This window comes from Pseudomonas sp. zfem005, assembly GCF_032621735.1.
In the GTDB taxonomy this organism is placed as follows: Bacteria; Pseudomonadota; Gammaproteobacteria; order Pseudomonadales; family Pseudomonadaceae; genus Metapseudomonas; species Metapseudomonas solani.
This window is the reverse complement of sequence record NZ_JAVYJE010000003.1, coordinates 404,467-419,386: the sequence shown is the minus strand read 5'-3', so window position 1 is coordinate 419,386 and position 14,920 is coordinate 404,467. Positions and strand designations below refer to the sequence as shown.

General features: G+C 68.4%; 12 protein-coding genes. 4 read left to right on the top strand and 8 right to left on the bottom strand.

All coding sequences use genetic code 11. The annotated features are described in order from the left end of the window. The first annotated feature begins 333 nt into the window (after positions 1-333). From RTW82_RS08725 to RTW82_RS08715, 3 genes are all read left to right on the top strand, one after another. Positions 334-1,344, top strand: coding sequence for an aliphatic sulfonate ABC transporter substrate-binding protein (locus RTW82_RS08725; RefSeq protein WP_316924847.1), 1,011 nt, complete (start codon positions 334-336; stop codon positions 1,342-1,344). A 79-nt stretch (positions 1,345-1,423) separates the two neighbouring features. Further along, the gene (locus RTW82_RS08720) at positions 1,424-2,260 is read left to right on the top strand and encodes an ABC transporter permease (protein ID WP_316924846.1); all 837 of its coding nucleotides are present in this window, start codon (positions 1,424-1,426) and stop codon (positions 2,258-2,260) included. 2 nt (positions 2,261-2,262) lie between these two features. Beyond that, positions 2,263-2,976 carry an ABC transporter ATP-binding protein gene (locus tag RTW82_RS08715; protein ID WP_316924845.1) on the top strand — a complete coding sequence of 238 codons (714 nt, stop codon included), beginning with the start codon at positions 2,263-2,265 and terminating at the stop codon, positions 2,974-2,976. A 387-nt stretch (positions 2,977-3,363) separates the two neighbouring features. On the opposite strand, the gene RTW82_RS08710 is transcribed toward RTW82_RS08715, so the two are convergent. The 8 genes from RTW82_RS08710 to RTW82_RS08675 all read right to left on the bottom strand — a co-directional run bounded on the left by RTW82_RS08710 (position 3,364) and on the right by RTW82_RS08675 (position 13,799). Then, positions 3,364-4,488 carry a sigma-54 dependent transcriptional regulator gene (locus tag RTW82_RS08710; protein ID WP_316924844.1) on the bottom strand — a complete coding sequence of 375 codons (1,125 nt, stop codon included), beginning with the start codon at positions 4,486-4,488 and terminating at the stop codon, positions 3,364-3,366. Further along, positions 4,485-5,669, bottom strand: coding sequence for an acyl-CoA dehydrogenase family protein (locus RTW82_RS08705; protein WP_043245789.1), 1,185 nt, complete (start codon positions 5,667-5,669; stop codon positions 4,485-4,487). Before RTW82_RS08705 ends, RTW82_RS08710 begins: the two co-directional genes overlap by 4 nt. Positions 5,670-5,734: 65 nt before the next feature. Next, a complete protein-coding gene (gene ssuD, locus RTW82_RS08700) occupies positions 5,735-6,883 on the bottom strand; it encodes an FMNH2-dependent alkanesulfonate monooxygenase (protein ID WP_316924843.1) in 1,149 nt (382 codons plus the stop codon). An 11-nt stretch (positions 6,884-6,894) separates the two neighbouring features. Continuing rightward, the gene (gene msuE, locus RTW82_RS08695; RefSeq protein WP_263403538.1) at positions 6,895-7,458 is read right to left on the bottom strand and encodes an FMN reductase; all 564 of its coding nucleotides are present in this window, start codon (positions 7,456-7,458) and stop codon (positions 6,895-6,897) included. A gap of 452 nt (positions 7,459-7,910) precedes the next feature. Then, positions 7,911-10,157 (bottom strand): TonB-dependent receptor, encoded by a 2,247-nt coding sequence (locus RTW82_RS08690; RefSeq protein ID WP_316924842.1) that lies wholly within the window; start codon positions 10,155-10,157, stop codon positions 7,911-7,913. Positions 10,158-10,484: 327 nt separating this feature from the next. Continuing rightward, complete coding sequence (locus RTW82_RS08685; RefSeq protein WP_271660641.1) at positions 10,485-11,543, bottom strand: ABC transporter substrate-binding protein; 1,059 nt, start codon at positions 11,541-11,543, stop codon at positions 10,485-10,487. A gap of 35 nt (positions 11,544-11,578) precedes the next feature. After that, positions 11,579-12,625 carry an ABC transporter substrate-binding protein gene (locus RTW82_RS08680; RefSeq protein ID WP_316924841.1) on the bottom strand — a complete coding sequence of 349 codons (1,047 nt, stop codon included), beginning with the start codon at positions 12,623-12,625 and terminating at the stop codon, positions 11,579-11,581. A gap of 13 nt (positions 12,626-12,638) precedes the next feature. Beyond that, positions 12,639-13,799 carry an LLM class flavin-dependent oxidoreductase gene (locus RTW82_RS08675; protein ID WP_316924840.1) on the bottom strand — a complete coding sequence of 387 codons (1,161 nt, stop codon included), beginning with the start codon at positions 13,797-13,799 and terminating at the stop codon, positions 12,639-12,641. Between the two features lie 371 nt (positions 13,800-14,170). Between RTW82_RS08675 and RTW82_RS08670 the strand changes: the two genes are divergently transcribed. Further along, complete coding sequence (locus tag RTW82_RS08670) at positions 14,171-14,914, top strand: class II aldolase/adducin family protein (RefSeq protein WP_316924839.1); 744 nt, start codon at positions 14,171-14,173, stop codon at positions 14,912-14,914. Positions 14,915-14,920: the final 6 nt, after the last annotated feature.

The window sequence follows — 14,920 nt, the reverse complement described above, 5'->3', positions numbered from 1 at the left end:
GATTTTTTCGTCGGCAAGGGCCGCTGTTGCTGCCGGGTCAGCTAAACACGCGCTTATCCCCGCTACAAAGGAATGAATAGCGATGCCCTGATAACCAGGGTGCATAAGCGAAATGGGCAACTGTTGCTGGACGAACACTTGATCAGCAGGCTGTCGCTGCAGCGACAGTGGGGCGCTCCAGGGCACGTCGCTAAGCCCCGTGGGACGGGCACCGGGCCTGCTGGCACGAGTGCTGCAATATTCCTTGCAGAAAGCGAAAGCGCAGCCGGACCTTACTCGAAAGAATAAGCACGGCGCGCCGAGCCCACCCATCCAGCGGCAAGGAGCGACACCATGCACACCTTCACCCTGCGGGCCCGCAAGCCCGGCAAACTGGCCCGCTTGTTCGGCCTGCTCGGCGCCTCGGCGGCCCTCGCCTTCGGCCCCTCTGCCGCCCAGGCCGAAGCCCTGCCCAAGGAGCTGCGCCTCGACTACGCCTACTACTCGCCCACCAGCCTGGTGCTCAAGCACTTCGGCTGGCTGGAGCAGGAAGTGGGCGCTGGCACCCAGGTCAGCTGGGTGCTCAGCCAGGGCAGCAACCGCTCGCTGGAATACCTCAACGGCGGCAGCATCGACTTCGCCTCCACCGCTGGCCTCGCCGCCGTGCTGAGCCGCGCCAACGGCAGCCCGATCAAGACGGTGTACATCGCCAGCCGCCCGGAATGGACCGCGCTCGCCGTGCGCAAGGACTCGCCCATCCAGAGCGTCGCCGACCTCAAGGGCAAGAAGATCGCCGCCACCAAAGGCACCGACCCCTACCTGTTCACCCTGCGCAGCCTGGAACAGGCCGGGCTGAGCAAGAACGACGTCGAGCTGGTGCACCTGCAGCACCCGGACGGCCGCGTGGCCCTGGAGAAGGGCGACGTCGACGCCTGGGCAGGCCTCGACCCGCACCTGGCCGCCAGCCAGGTCCAGGCCGGCTCGCGCATCCTCTACCGCAACGTCGCGTTCAACAGCTACGGCGTGCTCAACGTCACCGAGCGCTTCGCCAAGGAGCACCCGCAGGCCATCGCCACCGTACTCGGTGCCTACGAGAAGGCGCGCAAATGGGCCCGGGAGAACCCCGAGGAACTGGCCCAGCTGCTGGCCAGGGAATCCGGCCTGCCGCTGGAGGTGGCGCGCCTGCAGCTGTCGCGCACCGATTTCTCCAATGCCCAGCCGGGCCCGGAGCACATCGCCGCGCTCAAGGCCGCCGCGCCGATCCTGGTGACCGAGGAGCTGGTGCGCCGTGGCGTGCAGGTCGAGCAGGTGGTGGACCAGCTGATCGACCCGGCCTTCAGCGCACAGGCCATCGCCAGGCAGTGATCCGCACGTCCGCCGGGGCGCGTTCGCGCGGCCCCGGCATGGGCGCCTGCGGGACCACCCCGGCGCCGGGAGCAGAAACATGAGCAAGAGCAAGACCCTGCCGGCGAACCCCGTCGGCACCTGGAAACCGACCTTCTCCGGCGTTGCGCTGCGGCGCCGCCTCAAGGGCCTGGCGATCCCGCTGCTGGCCCTCGCCCTGCTGGAAGTGCTGGTGCGTATCGGCTGGGTGCCGTCCTACCAGATGCCCGCGCCCAGCGAGATCTTCCTCACCCTGCGCGACCTCGCCGGCGGCGCCCTCTGGACCCATATCGGCGTCAGCCTGGCGCGGGTGGCGGCGGGCTTCGCCATCGGCGCCGCGTTGGCCCTGGGCGTCGCCGCCTGGGTCGGCCTGAGCCGCGAGGCCGAGGCCTACCTCGAACCCACCTTCGCGGCCCTGCGCGCCATTCCCAGCCTGGCCTGGGTGCCCTTGCTGCTGCTCTGGCTGGGCATCGACGAGAGCTCCAAGGTGGTGCTGATCGCCATCGGCGCCTTCTTCCCGGTCTACCTCAACGGCGTGGCGGCCATCCGCAACATCGATCGCAAGCTGGTGGAGGTGGGGCAGATGTACGGCTTCGGCCCGGCGCGCCTGGCGCGACGCATCCTCCTGCCGGCGGCGCTGCCGGGGCTGTTCACCGGCCTGCGCAGCGGTCTCAGCCTGGCCTGGATGTTCCTCGTCGCCGCCGAACTGATCGCCGCCACCAAGGGCCTGGGCTACCTGCTCACCGACGGCCGCGAAACCTCGCGGCCCGACCTGGTGCTGGCCTCGATCATCGTCCTGGCGCTGCTGGGCAAGCTCAGCGACGGCCTGCTGGCGGCGCTGGAAACACGGCTGCTGGCCTGGCGCGACGCCTTCGCCGGCCAGGGCGGGGAGGGGTGAACATGAATGACGCATTGCTGGACATCCAGGTCGAGCGCAAGCAGTTCGCCGGCCATACCGTGCTGCAGAACGTGCACCTGACGCTGCGCGAGCGCGAGGTGGTGAGCCTGCTCGGCCCCAGTGGCTGCGGCAAGAGCACCCTGTTGCGCATCGTCGCCGGGCTGGAGCGCGACTACGTCGGCCGCACCCGGCGCGGCGAGGGCGAGGTGGCCTTCGTCTTCCAGGAGCCGAGGCTGATGCCCTGGCTCACCGTGGCGCAGAACATCGGCTTCGCCGACGACAACGGCTATGACCACGAGCGCGTGGCGCGGCTGATCCGCGAAGTCGGCCTGGAGGGCTTCGCCGACGCCTTGCCCAAGCAGCTTTCCGGCGGCATGGCGCAACGCGTGGCCATCGCCCGTGGCCTCTATTCGCGGCCCCGCGTGCTGCTGCTGGACGAGCCCTTCAGCGCGGTGGACGCCTTCACCCGCATGAAGCTGCAGGACCTGCTGCTGCAACTGGCCGAACACCATGCCATCGCGCTGCTGCTGGTCACCCATGACATCGACGAAGCCCTGTACCTGGGCGACCGTGTGCTGGTGATGGGCGCCCGCCCGGGCACTGTGCGGCTGGAGCTGGATGTGCACCTGCCACGCCCGCGCGACCGACGCGACCCGCAGTTGGCGCAGCTCAAGGCCGAGGCGTTGACCGAATTGCACCTGGCGCATGTGATCTGAGGGCAGATGTAGGGTGGATGACGCTCTTTTCATCCACCAAACGGGCTCACCGGCGGGCATGGGATTTCCATCGCGGGTTTCACCGGCCTTAGGTCGAGAGCAGGCGGGCGACCACTGTGTGGAAACGGGCTCCGTAATGGTGGATGGGTGAAGCGTCATCCACCCTACGCAGCGGTCACGTCCATACGCTGGCACATGTGATCTGAGGGCGGGTGGATGACGCTCTTTCCATCCATCAGACGGGCTCACCGGCGGGCATGGGATTTCCATCGCGGGTTTCACCGGCCTTAGGTCGAGAGCAGGCGGGCGATCACTGTGTGGAAACGGGCTCCGTAATGGTGGATGGGTGAAGCGTCATCCACCCACAGCGGTCATGCCCACTTGCCGTCAAACCGTCAACTGCACCACCCGCTCGCCATCGATGCGGGCGTCGACGGCGCGGCGGTTGACCACCAGTTCGCCGATGGCGATCAGGCGGCTGCGGGTGACGTTGCGGCTGAGGCCGAGGAGGTTGGCGGTGTGCACCTGGTTGCAGTGGCAATGACGGTAGGCGGCGCGCAGCAGGGCATCCTCGACCTTCTGGTGCAGGTCGCCGCCCTGTTCCTCGAACAGGCGCTGGAAGGCGTGGAGCATCTGCGCCTCGGCCGAGCCGTCGTGGCCGCGGGGTTCTTCCGGGCGTTCGATGCGCAGGTTGGAGAGGTGCAGGTCGTCGGCCTGGATCACGCCGTCGCGGCAGATCAGCAGGGTGTGGTGGATGACGTTCTCCAGCTCGCGGATGTTGCCGGGCCAGGAGTAGGTGCGCAGCTTCTGTGCGGCCTCGGAGCTGAGCTCGCTCTGGCCGTAGCCCAGGCGGCGGCTGTATTCTCCGATGAAGTGCCGGGTCAGCGGCAGGATGTCGCCGGGGCGCTCGCGCAGCGGCGAGAGCTCCAGGCTGACGACGTTGAGGCGGTAGTAGAGGTCCTCGCGGAAGTGCCCGGCATTGATCGCCTTTTCCAGTTGCACGTTGGTGGCGGCGAGCACGCGCACATCGATGGGGATGCTGCTGCGCGAGCCCAGGCGCACCACTTCGCGCTCCTGCAGCACCCGCAGCAGTTTCACTTGGATGGGCATGGGCAGGTCGCCGATCTCGTCGAGGAACAATGTTCCGCCGTTGGCCGCTTCGAACCAGCCGGCCTTGGCCGCCAGGGCGCCGGTGAAGGCGCCTTTCTCGTGGCCGAACAGCTCGGCCTCCACCAGCGACTCGGAAAAGGCCCCGCAGTTGACCGCCACGAAGGGGCCGTCGCGGCGCGCGCTGAGGTTGTGGATGTGGCGGGCCACCAGTTCCTTGCCGGTGCCGGTCTCGCCGATCACCAGCACGCTGGCTTCGCTCGGCGCCACCTGCTGCAGGTGTTCGAGCAGGGCCTGGGATTTCGGGTCCTCGAACACCTGGGCGGTGGCGCGCACCGAGGTGGCCAGGGCCGGGGAAGGGGGCAGGGTGAGTAGGCCGGAGCCGCTGGGACGGGGTGCTTTCATGAGTAGAAGGTCGGCTGTGGCAGGTTCTGGTTCAGCGCCCAGTCGCCCAGCTCGCGGACCTTGTAGTCCACCGGGTCGTGCAGGGTCTGGGTGCGCAGGTTGCGCCAGTAGCGGTCCAGGCGCAGGGCGGCGTGGGTGGAGCGGGCGCCGGTGACCTCGAACATGCGGTTGCACAGTTCCAGGCCGTTGCGGGTGGTGGCGACCTTGGCGGTGGCGATGGCCAGGGCCAGTTCGCCGCGCTGCGCCTCGCCCAGTGCGGTGCCCTGGTTCCAGGCGGCGTCCAGCAACTGGTTGGCGCGCTGGATCAGCGCGCGGGCGCTTTCCAGGCCCACCCAGAAGTCGCCGTAGCGGGCCAGCACGTAGGGGTCTTCGCTGGCGTTCTCGACACCGGAGCGGAACCAGGGGCGGGCTTCGCGCAGGGTGTAGGCGCGGGCTTCCTCGAAGGCGCCCTCGGCGATGCCGAGGAAGATGTTGCTGAAGATCAGCTGGGCGATCAGCGGGCGCAGGCAGGCGAAGGGCGTGCTCAGCGGGCCGGGCTCCAGCAGCAGTTCGTTCTCCTCCACCCGCACCCGTTCGAAGGTGGCGCTGCCGCTGTCGGTCTGGCGCTGGCCCATGTTGTCCCAGTCCTCAGCCAGGCTGATGCCGCTGCGGGCGGTGGGGATGGCGGCGATCAGCAGCTTGCCGCTTTCTTCGTCGAGGCCGGAGGCGATCAGCATCTGCGAATCCAGGGCGCCGGAGCAGAAGCTCTTCTTGCCGGAGAACTCGCGGTAGCCGTTGAAGCGGCGCACCGTGGTGCGGGTGTCCAGCGGGTTGAGGGCGTTGCCCCAGAACCAGCGGTTGCGCGCGGTGAGTTCGAACCAGGGCTGCCACTGCTCGGGGCGGGAGAACAGGCGCACGGTGGCCAGCATCAGGTGCTGGAAGGCGAAGACGTGGGCGATGGAGCTGTCGACGCGGGCGAACTCGCGGACCACGGCGAGGGTGGTCTGCCAGTCGGCGCCGAGGCCGCCGTATTCACCGGGGATCACCAGCGACAGCAGGCCGCTCTGGCGGATGGCGTCGCGCTCGGCCTTGGGGGTGCCGCCCTGGGCGTCGCGTTCGGCGGCGCTGACGGCGAAGCCGGCGGCCAGCTCGCGGGCGATCTGCAGCGGCGTGGGGGTGGCGAGATGCTGAGGGGCATTCACGCTCGGGTCCTCTTCTGATGGGGGCTTGTCGGGTGCGCCCCTCCGCACGGGGAGGGGCGGGCGGGTCAGTGGGCGGCGACCTGGGTCGGCAGCACGTCGTTGGCGATCATTTCGCCGAAGGGCCCGGTGAGGTTGGTGACGCCGCGGCCGGCGAGGCTGGCGTAGGGCTCGGGCAGCAGCGGGAACACCAGCTCGGCGAAGCGGTAGGCCTCTTCCAGGTGCGGGTAGCCGGAGAAGATGAAGCTCTCGATGCCGAGGTCCGCGTACTCCTTGATGCGCTCGGCCACCTGCTGCGGGTCGCCCACCAGCGCGGTGCCGGCACCGCCGCGCACCAGGCCGACGCCGGCCCAGAGGTTGGGGGCGATCTCCAGGTTGTCGCGGCGGCCGTTGTGCAGCGCGGCCATGCGCCGCTGGCCTTCGGAGTCGAAGCGCGAGAAGGATTTCTGCGCCGCCTCGATGGTTTCGTCGCTGATGTGTTCGATCAGCTTGCTCGCGGCCTGCCAGGCTTCGTCGGCGGTCTCGCGGACGATCACGTGCAGGCGGATGCCGAACTTCACGCTGCGGCCATGGCGGGCGGCGCGCTCGCGCACGTCGGCGATCTTCTCGGCCACGGCGGCCGGCGGTTCGCCCCAGGTCAGGTAGACGTCCACCTGCTCGCCGGCGAGGTCGTGGGCGGCGTCGGAGGAGCCGCCGAAGTACAGCGGCGGGTAGGGCTTCTGGATCGGCGGGTAGAGCGCCTTGGCGTTCTGCACCTGCAGGTGCTTGCCCTCGAAGTCCACCGACTCGCCCTGCAGCACGCGACGCCAGATGCGCAGGAACTCGTCGGTCACCTCATAGCGCTCGGCGTGGCTGAGGTGGATGCCGTCGCCACGGTTTTCGTCCGGGTCGCCGCCGGTCACCACGTTGATCAGCAGGCGGCCGCCGGAGAGGCGGTCGAGGGTGGCGGCCATGCGCGCGGAGACGGTGGGCGAGATGATCCCGGGGCGGATCGCCACCAGGTAGCGCAGGCGCTCTGTCAGCGGCGCCAGGGCCGAGGCGACCACCCAGGAGTCCTCGCAGGAACGGCCGGTAGGGATCAGCACGCCGTAGTAGCCGAGGCTGTCGGCGGCCTGGGCCACCTGCTTGAGGTAGGGCAGCGACACCGGGCGTGCGCCCTGGCTGGTGCCGAGGAAGTGGCCGTCGCCGTGGGTGGGGAGGAACCAGAACACGTTCATGGGGCTGTCCTTCAGGCGATCTTCTTGAGGGCGTCGGCGCGGCTGCCGAAGAGGCTGGCGGCACGGTCGGCGGCCAGGGTGATACGGGCCTTCAGCGGTTCGCTGGTGACCTGATAATCGACGAAGTCGGCCTCGGAGGCGTAGACGCCGATGGGCAGGGTGAGGGCCTGGAAGAAGCTGAACAGCGGGCGCAGCTGGTGGTCGATGACCAGCGCGTGGCGCTCGCTGCCACCGGTGGCGGCGAGCAGCACCGGGGTGTCGATCAGGGCGTTCATGTCGATCAGGTCGAACAGGTGCTTGAACTGGCCCGGATAGGAGCCGCGGTAGACAGGCGCCGCCACCACCAGCAGGTCGGCGGTCTCGATGGCGCGCAGCTCGTGCTCGACGGTTTCCGGCAGCTCCTTGCGCGACAGCGCGCCGCCGACGGGGCGAGCGATATCGCCGAGTTCGATGATGCGCACGTTGACCGGCAGGTGCTTGCCCAACTCGGCCACCAGGGCCTGGGTCAGCACCAGGGTGCGCGAGGGGCGGAAGGTGCCGCCGGAGACGGCGACCACGTTGATGGCGTTGCTCATGGGGTTGTCCCTTGTGATGTTGCGCTATGTACAGAGGGACAGAGCAAGGGCCGTACCAAGAGCCGAAGTGTGCGGAAACAGGGCAGTTGGGCGGGTTGGCCGCAGGAAAACCTGCCAGGTGGGCAACACTTCTGCTGATCGGGTGTTGCTGGGGAAACACTTTGCAGGGTTGCGGGCATCGCGAATGAATGGCGGCGTAGGTCGGGTGAAAACCGACGCCCTTGCACGTGTCCATCGCGAATGAACTCGCTCCTACAGGGATGGAGCATGGGGGCTGCGGGGTTGGGGGCTGCTGGGTGGAGGTCGCTTTTTACCTCCACCGTGCGGAGTTCGGGGCGACATCGGCCGCATGGGTTTCGCGGTGCTCTACCCATCCTACGAAGGACGGAGGGCAGGAGTGAAAACGCGGGAGGCCGATCGCTCGGGCTCCCGCGTGGGGGTGGCGGTGGGGATCAGAAGCGGGTGGTGAGGCTGACGCCGACGGTGCGCGGGTCGCCATAGGTGATGACGTACTGGCCGCTGCCGACGGCGCCGTTGGGGCGGCCGTGGACCTGGTAGCGGCGGTCGGTGAGGTTGTTGACGAAGCCGGTGACGCTGATCTTCTCGTCGTGGTTGAACCAGGTCAGGCGGGCGTTGGCCAGGGTGTAGTGGGGCTGGCTGAGGGTGCTTTCGGCGCTGCTCTGGCGGTCGGAGAGGAAGTATTCCTTGCCGCGGTAGCTGACGTCGCCGCCGGCCACCAGCTTGCCGCCGACCTCCAGCGGGATGGTGTAGTCGGCGCCCAGGGAGATGACCTGCTCGGGCGAGCGCACGAAGCGGTTGCCGCTGTAGTCGGCGGTGACCGCGCCGGTGTTGGGGTTGATGTTCTTGAAGTCGGTGTATTCGGTGTCCAGGTGGGAGAGGGCGGCACGCAGGTGGAGGAACTCGGTGGCCTGGGCCTCGATCTCCAGTTCCGCGCCCTTGACCTCGCCGGCGGCGCCGTTGGTGAGGGCGGTGGTGAGCACGCCGTTGTTGACGGTGAGCAGGTTCACCTGGATGTCGGAGTAGTCGTAGTAGAAAACGTTGGCGTTGGCGGTGAGGCGGCCGTCCAGCCACTCCGACTTCAGCCCCAGTTCGTAGGCGTCCAGTTCTTCCGGGTCCACGGTGGTGAGGCCGGAGAGGCCGCCGGAAAGGCCGGTGTTGAAGCCGCCGGAGCGGAAGCCGTGGGCGTAGCGGAAGAACACCCGCAGGTTGTCGTTGATGCGGTATTCCGGGGTCAGGTCGTAGGTCCAGGCGTCCCAGGTCTTGTCCTTCTCGCTGGTGCCGTTGTTGTCGGCGCCGGCGATGGGCGCGCCGGTCGGGCCGAGCTGGGTCAGGACCAGGTCGATGTCCTTCTTCTCCTGGGTCCAGCGCAGGCCGCCGGTCACGCTGAATTTTTCGGTAAAGTCATAGGTGAGGTTGCCGAACAGGGCGATGCTGTCGGTCTTGTGGGTGTAGGCGAGGTCCCGGTAGACGGTGCCGGTCTGGTTGCTGCCGGTGCCGTTGGGCGTGGTACCGGGGCGCACGTAGCGCAGGGCGTCGCTGTCGAGCTTCTCGTGGAAGTAGTGGGTGCCGGCCAGCCAGCGCAGGGCATTTTTCTGGGGGGAGGCGAGGCGGAATTCCTGGCTGTACTGGTCGTAGTCGTTGTCGACGTCGCTGACGCCGTTGACCTCGTAGGGCGTGTAGTCGGCGTCGGTCAGGGCCTGGTTGCGGATGCTGTCGTAGGCGCTGATGGAGGTGAATTTGTAGCCGCTCAGGTCCCAGTTGAGGGTCAGGGAGGTGCCGTCGTGGTCGAGCTTGTAGTCCTCGTCGACGTTGAGCTGGATCTTGCTGCCGTGGGGGCGTACGTAGCCGACGTTGTAGTAGCGGCCCACCGGCAGCGAGCCGTTGCTGCCGTCGCCCTTGTGCTCGCGGCTGTGGAGCTTCCACAGGGCTTCCAGGTTCGGGGTCAGCTGGGCGAGGAACTGCAGGCGCACGGCCTTCTTGTTGACGTCACCGTAGGTGTGGTCGTTGCTGAGGCTCTTGGTGAAGCCGTCGCGCTCCTCGGAGTAGACCGCCACCCGCGCGGCCAGGCGTTCGTCCACCAGGGCGCCGCCGATGGCGCCGTTGAGGATGCGTTCGTTCTTGCTGCCGAAGCCGAGGGTGCCGTAGCCGTCGGTGTCGAAATCGGGCTTTTTGGAAATGATGTTCACCGCACCGGCGGTGGTGTTCTTGCCGTACAGGGTGCCCTGGGGGCCACGGAGGATTTCGATGCGCTCCAGGTCGTAGAGCGGGCCGCCGCCGGCGATGGGGGCGTTGAGGTAGACGTCGTCGGCGTAGATGCCCACCGGGTACACGGTGGCGGCGCCAGTGTCGCCGGTGCCCAGACCACGGATGTACCAGCGCGGGCGGCCGTCGCCGTCGGGGTTCTTGGCCGCGGCGTTGGGCACGAAGGTGGTGAGGTCGCCGATGGCGCGCACGCCGTCGGTGGTGATATGGGTGCCATTGATGGCGGAGACGGTGGTGGGCGTCTCCTGCAGGGTTTCCTCACGGTGCTGGGCGGTGACGGTGACCGTCTTCAGCGCGGTGGTCGGCTGGGCCTTTGCCTTTTTCGCATCGTTCTGTTCGGCGGCGACCAACGAGCCGCTGGCGGCCAGCAACACGGCCAGCCAGATGCCTCGGGTAATCGGATTGGGTGTGTGCATGTTCTCTCCCCTTTTATATATAAGGCACGGGTCGCCAAATGGGCGGTCGCAAGGCGTTCCATGAATAAGCCAAGAGGGTGAGAGCAGGAGTCGTGCCAGTCTTTTGTTGGGCGTAACGGTTATTTCGTTAAATTCGCAACTGGCTGTTTTTAAAGGATTTTAATGTTTGTTATGGCGCGGATTTGTAACAACTAAGGGCGTATGGGAGTTGGCCGAATCGAGGGCCGGGAGAGGGGCTGGAAAGTGTGCGTTGTCGGCAGCAGGAAGTTGCTGGGAAGTTGCTGCTGGAGAAGCAGTCGCCCGGGCCTTGCTGCCCGGGCAGCAGCCTTATACGGCGACCCGCGAGGTGGAGCCGATGACCTGTTCCAGCACGCTGAAATCGATCCAGTCGCGCACGTCGAAACGGCGCGGGATGAAGTCCCAGCGGTGGAGGAAATCGGTGAAGTCCTGCAGCGCGGCGATCGAGCGTTCGTCGAGGGTGGTGCGCAGGCGCCGGTGGGCATCCTCGCCGTAGGCGGCGGCGACCCAGTACTCGCTGGTGTTGAGTTCGCGGGCGAGGAAGCGCCGGGTCTCGTCCGGGTTGGCCCAGGCCCATTGCTCGGTGCGCAGCACGGTGTCGACGATGCGCACCGAGGCATCGAAGTGCTCGTGCAGCAGGTGGGTGTCGACGGTCAGGGTACGCGGCGTGCCGTTGTTGGAGCGGATCAGCGGGTCGGGGTGCGAGCCGGTGTCCACCACCACCTGCAGGCCGAACTCGTTGGCCAGGTGGGCGGCGTGGGCGCCCTTGAGGAAGATGGCGTCGATGTCGCCGCGCAGCAGGCCGATCAGCTCGTTGTTGCGGCGTTTGACGCGGTCCACCCCGAGGCTGACTTCGGCGCCATGCAGGTGGTGCTTCTGCTCGTCGCTGTAGGTGCCGCCGTAGGGATAGTCCACCAGCTCGACGTCCTGCACGGAGAGGCCTTCCAGACGCAGGGCGTTCTCCAGGCCGCGCAGGGCCTGGGCGCGGGTGAAGTCGATCTGCACGTTGGCCCACTTGGGCAGGCCGAAGCGGCGGTTCTTCAGGTCGCGGATGCTGTTCACCCCGGATTCCGGCGTGGTCAGGATCAGCTGCACCTCGTCGCTCCAGGACAGCCCGACGACGCGGGTCTGCACGCCGCTGGCGTAGGCCCAGATGGCCGGGATGTTGCCGCCGTGGCGTACCGAGTTGGGCAGGTGGTGGTCGTAATGGGCTTCGCGCACCTCGCGCTCGCTGGATTCGCGCAGCGACTGGATGCTGGTGCCGAAGGGGCGGAAGGCCTCGGCCAGGCGGCCGGACTGCACCGCGATGCCGAGCCCGGTGGGAACCGGGCTGTGGGTGTACCAGAGGGTGTCGAGTGGCTTGCTCATAAGTGGCTCGGTTGAGGTCAGTAGAGCCCGGCCGATCAGCCTGCCAGCGCAGTGGCTGCGCGCAGGGAATCCAGCGGTCGGGTATCGATCCAGTCACGCACGTCGAACAGCTGCGGGATGAAGCCCCAGCGGTGCAGGAAGGCGGTGAAGTCCTGCAGCGCGGCGATGGCCTGTTCGTCCAGCTCGGTGCGCAGGCGGCGGTGGGCATCCTCGCCATAGGCCACGGTCACCCAGTACTCGCTGCTGTTGGTTTCGCGGGCGAGGTAGCGGCGGGTGTCGTCGGGGTGGGCGTGGGCCCATTCCTCGGCGCGCAGTACCGCGTCGAGGATGCCGGCGGCGGCTTGCGGGTGCTGTTCCAGCAGGTGGGCGTCGACCGTGAGGGTGCGCGGCGTGCCGTTGTTCGAGCGCACCAGCGGCTCGGGGTGCGAGCCGGTGTCGATCACCGTGCGCAGGCCGAAGTCATGGGCCAGCTGGGCGGCGCTGGCGCCCTTGAGGAAGATGGCATCCACCTCGCCACGCAGCAGGCCGACCAGTTCGGCGTTGCGCCCTTCGGCGCGGCGCGAACTCACCGGGGTGCCGGCCACCGCCTGTACCGGCTCGTCGCTGAAGGTGCCGCCGTAGCGGTAGTCGACGCGCTCCACGTCGGCCACTTCCAGGCCTTCCAGGCGCAGGGCGTTTTCCAGGCCGCGCAGGGCCTGGGCGCGGGTGAAGTCGATCTGCGCGCCGTGCCAGTCGGGCAGGCCGAAGCGGCGGCCCTTGAGGTCCTTGACGCGTTTGATGCCGCTGTCCGGGCGGGTGAGGATCAGCTGCACCTCGTCCGCCCAGGACAGACCGATGACGCGGGTGTCGCGGCCCTGGGAGCGCGCCCAGATGGCCGGGATGTTGCCGCCGTGGCGTACCGAGTTCTGCAGGCTGTGGTCGAAGTGCGACTCGCGCACCGCCTGCTCGGTGGATTCGCGCAGGGACTGGATGCGCGTGCCCTGGCTGGCCAGGGTCTGCTCCAGCCAGCCTTTCTGCACGGCGATGCCGAGCCCGGTGGGGACCGGGCAGCGGGTGTACCAGAGGGTGTCCAGTTGGCTCATGGTGGGGCTCCGGTCAGGCACGTTGCTTGAGGGTGGCGGCGGGGCTGGCGGCGCTGCGCTGGTGCACCAGCGGCAGCACTTCCTGGCCGATGCGCAGGGCTTCTTCCAGGTGCGGGTTGCCGGCGAGGATGAAGGTGGAGAAGCCGGCGTCGCGGTATTCCACCAGGCGTTCGGCGATGTTCTCGTGGCTGCCCACCAGGCCCACGGTCGGGCCGGGCTTGGCCTTGGCGAAACCGGCCCAGAGGTTGGGGCCGAGGATCAGGTCGTCGAAGCGGTCGATGTTCTGGTGGTAGGCGGTCTGGCGTGCGCCGCCCACCGAGTCGGAGCCGCTGGTGAAGGTCTTCACCAGGGAGCTGGGCTTGCCTTCGAGGCGGTCGAACTGGGCACGCAGGTCGCGCCAGGCGGCTTCCTCGGTCTCGCGGGCGAAGAGGTCGACGCGCAGGCCGAAGCGCACCGTGCGGCCCTGCTTGTCGGCCAGCTCGCGCACGCGCTCGATGTGCGGCTTGAGCTTGTCCACCGGCTCGGCCCAGTTGAGGTAGACGTCGGCGTGGCGCGCGGCCACGTCCAGGGCGGCGTCGGAGAAGCCGGAGAAGTACACGCCGGGCTTGCGCTCGTCATGCAGGCCGGGCGGCAGCGCGCCGTTCTCCAGCTGGTAGATGTCGCCGTCGTAGGAGAAGCGTTCGTTCTCCCAGAGGCCCTGGATGATGTCGAGGAACTCGCCGGTGCGCTTGTAGCGCAGGTCGTGTTCGAGGAAGTCGCCATTGGCGCGCTGGCTGGCCGGGTTGCCGCCGGTGATGATGTTCCACTCCAGGCGGCCGCGGCTGAGGTTCTGCAGGATGGCCGCCTGCTGCGCGGCATAGGCGGGCAGGGTCCAGGTGGCCTGGAAGGCGATGAGGAACTTGATGCGGCGGGTCTCCCGCGCCAGGGCCGAGGCCACCACCCACGGCTCGGGGCCGGTGGGCAGCAGGGCGCCTTCGAAACCGGCCAGCTCGGCGGCCTTGGCCACCTGGGCGATGTAGTCGATGTAGCCGAAACCGTCGGGCTCGCCGTTGGGCAGGCGGCCGGGGGCGATGTTGCCCGGGCGGTGCGCGTGGCTGCCACGGTTGTGCTTGTCGGTGGACAGCTGCGGTCCGTCGGTGCCCAGCGGCAGGCGCCAGAAGAATTCAGTGCTCATATTCGCTCCTGATGAGGTGGCCGTGGTTCCCGCCGGGGCCGGCGAGCCACGCTGGGAAGGAGCGAGTGCAACCGCCATGCCACGGCCTGCCGGCGGGCCTGTACGCCAGGCGTGGCAAGGGCTGCGTGGGCGGCGGGCGAGGGCGTGGGGCGCCGGGGTGCGTCTCCAGCAACACCCCGCCAGCAGCCGGCTGCTGGGGGCGCAACAGAATCGCCCGCAGTGGACCGGCGGATGGCCTGGCCGCTGCCGCCAGGCCTTGTGTTTCAAGGGGTTGAAGGAGTCGGCACAAGTCCTGCTCTGCATCGCTGCAACCGCACACCGCGGCGGCAACGGAGCTTCGTTGCAAGACCCCTTGAAGGACGGACAACCCCATGACCCAGACCAGCACCACCCTCGGCAACGCCATCCTCGAACAGGTGGAGCAGGCCAAGCGCGATTTCGCCAAGGCCTTCCGCGTGCTCCAGGAGACCCGCACCCTGACCGCCACCAACACCCTGCAGGCCTACCTGCGGGTCCCCGGCACCGACCTGGTGATCGCCCTGCGCGCCCCCTCGCCCTGGGACGACGAGCCGGGCATCCGCGCCTCGGTGGTCAGCTATGACGGCGTGGTCCACCTCGACGAGACCCTGGGCCGCGCCCAGACCCTGAGCGAAAGCCGCGAGGCCGGCAGCGGCAAGCGCTACGCCCAGGTGCTGCGCGAGCGCGCCGAGGTGAATGTGGTGATCCACGTGCACACGCCCTACCTGGGTGGCTGGGCTGGCACCCATCGCGTGCTGCCGCTGCGCTACGCCGCCTCGCAACGGGTGACCCTGGCCCGCGAGCTGCCGGTGTACATCGACCGCCGCCAGCCGGAGCCGGCCTTCATCGTCGACGCCATCAAGGCCAACCCGCACACGCCGGGGCTGCTGGAGGCCAACGGCGGGGCGACCTTCTGGGGCACCGGCATCCTCCAGGTGGCCAAGTTGGTCCTGCTGGTGGAAGAGGGCGCCTACTTCCAGGCGCTGGCGGAAAACCTCGGCGGCTCCAAGGAGTTCGGCCCCGGCGTGCTGGAGCAGCAATGGAAGATGACCGGCCTCTGGGCCGAGGGGCAGAAGCTGCTGGGCGAGGTGGCCTGACGCGGG

Coding starts and splice junctions, on each gene's coding strand:
- RTW82_RS08725 (WP_316924847.1), top strand. CDS start 334: ATGCACACCTTCACCCTGCGGGCCCGCAAGCCCGGCAAACTGGCCCGC.
- RTW82_RS08720 (WP_316924846.1), top strand. CDS start 1,424: ATGAGCAAGAGCAAGACCCTGCCGGCGAACCCCGTCGGCACCTGGAAA.
- RTW82_RS08715 (WP_316924845.1), top strand. CDS start 2,263: ATGAATGACGCATTGCTGGACATCCAGGTCGAGCGCAAGCAGTTCGCC.
- RTW82_RS08710 (WP_316924844.1), bottom strand. CDS start 4,488: ATGAAAGCACCCCGTCCCAGCGGCTCCGGCCTACTCACCCTGCCCCCT.
- ssuD (WP_316924843.1), bottom strand. CDS start 6,883: ATGAACGTGTTCTGGTTCCTCCCCACCCACGGCGACGGCCACTTCCTC.
- msuE (WP_263403538.1), bottom strand. CDS start 7,458: ATGAGCAACGCCATCAACGTGGTCGCCGTCTCCGGCGGCACCTTCCGC.
- RTW82_RS08690 (WP_316924842.1), bottom strand. CDS start 10,157: ATGCACACACCCAATCCGATTACCCGAGGCATCTGGCTGGCCGTGTTG.
- RTW82_RS08685 (WP_271660641.1), bottom strand. CDS start 11,543: ATGAGCAAGCCACTCGACACCCTCTGGTACACCCACAGCCCGGTTCCC.
- RTW82_RS08680 (WP_316924841.1), bottom strand. CDS start 12,625: ATGAGCCAACTGGACACCCTCTGGTACACCCGCTGCCCGGTCCCCACC.
- RTW82_RS08675 (WP_316924840.1), bottom strand. CDS start 13,799: ATGAGCACTGAATTCTTCTGGCGCCTGCCGCTGGGCACCGACGGACCG.
- RTW82_RS08670 (WP_316924839.1), top strand. CDS start 14,171: ATGACCCAGACCAGCACCACCCTCGGCAACGCCATCCTCGAACAGGTG.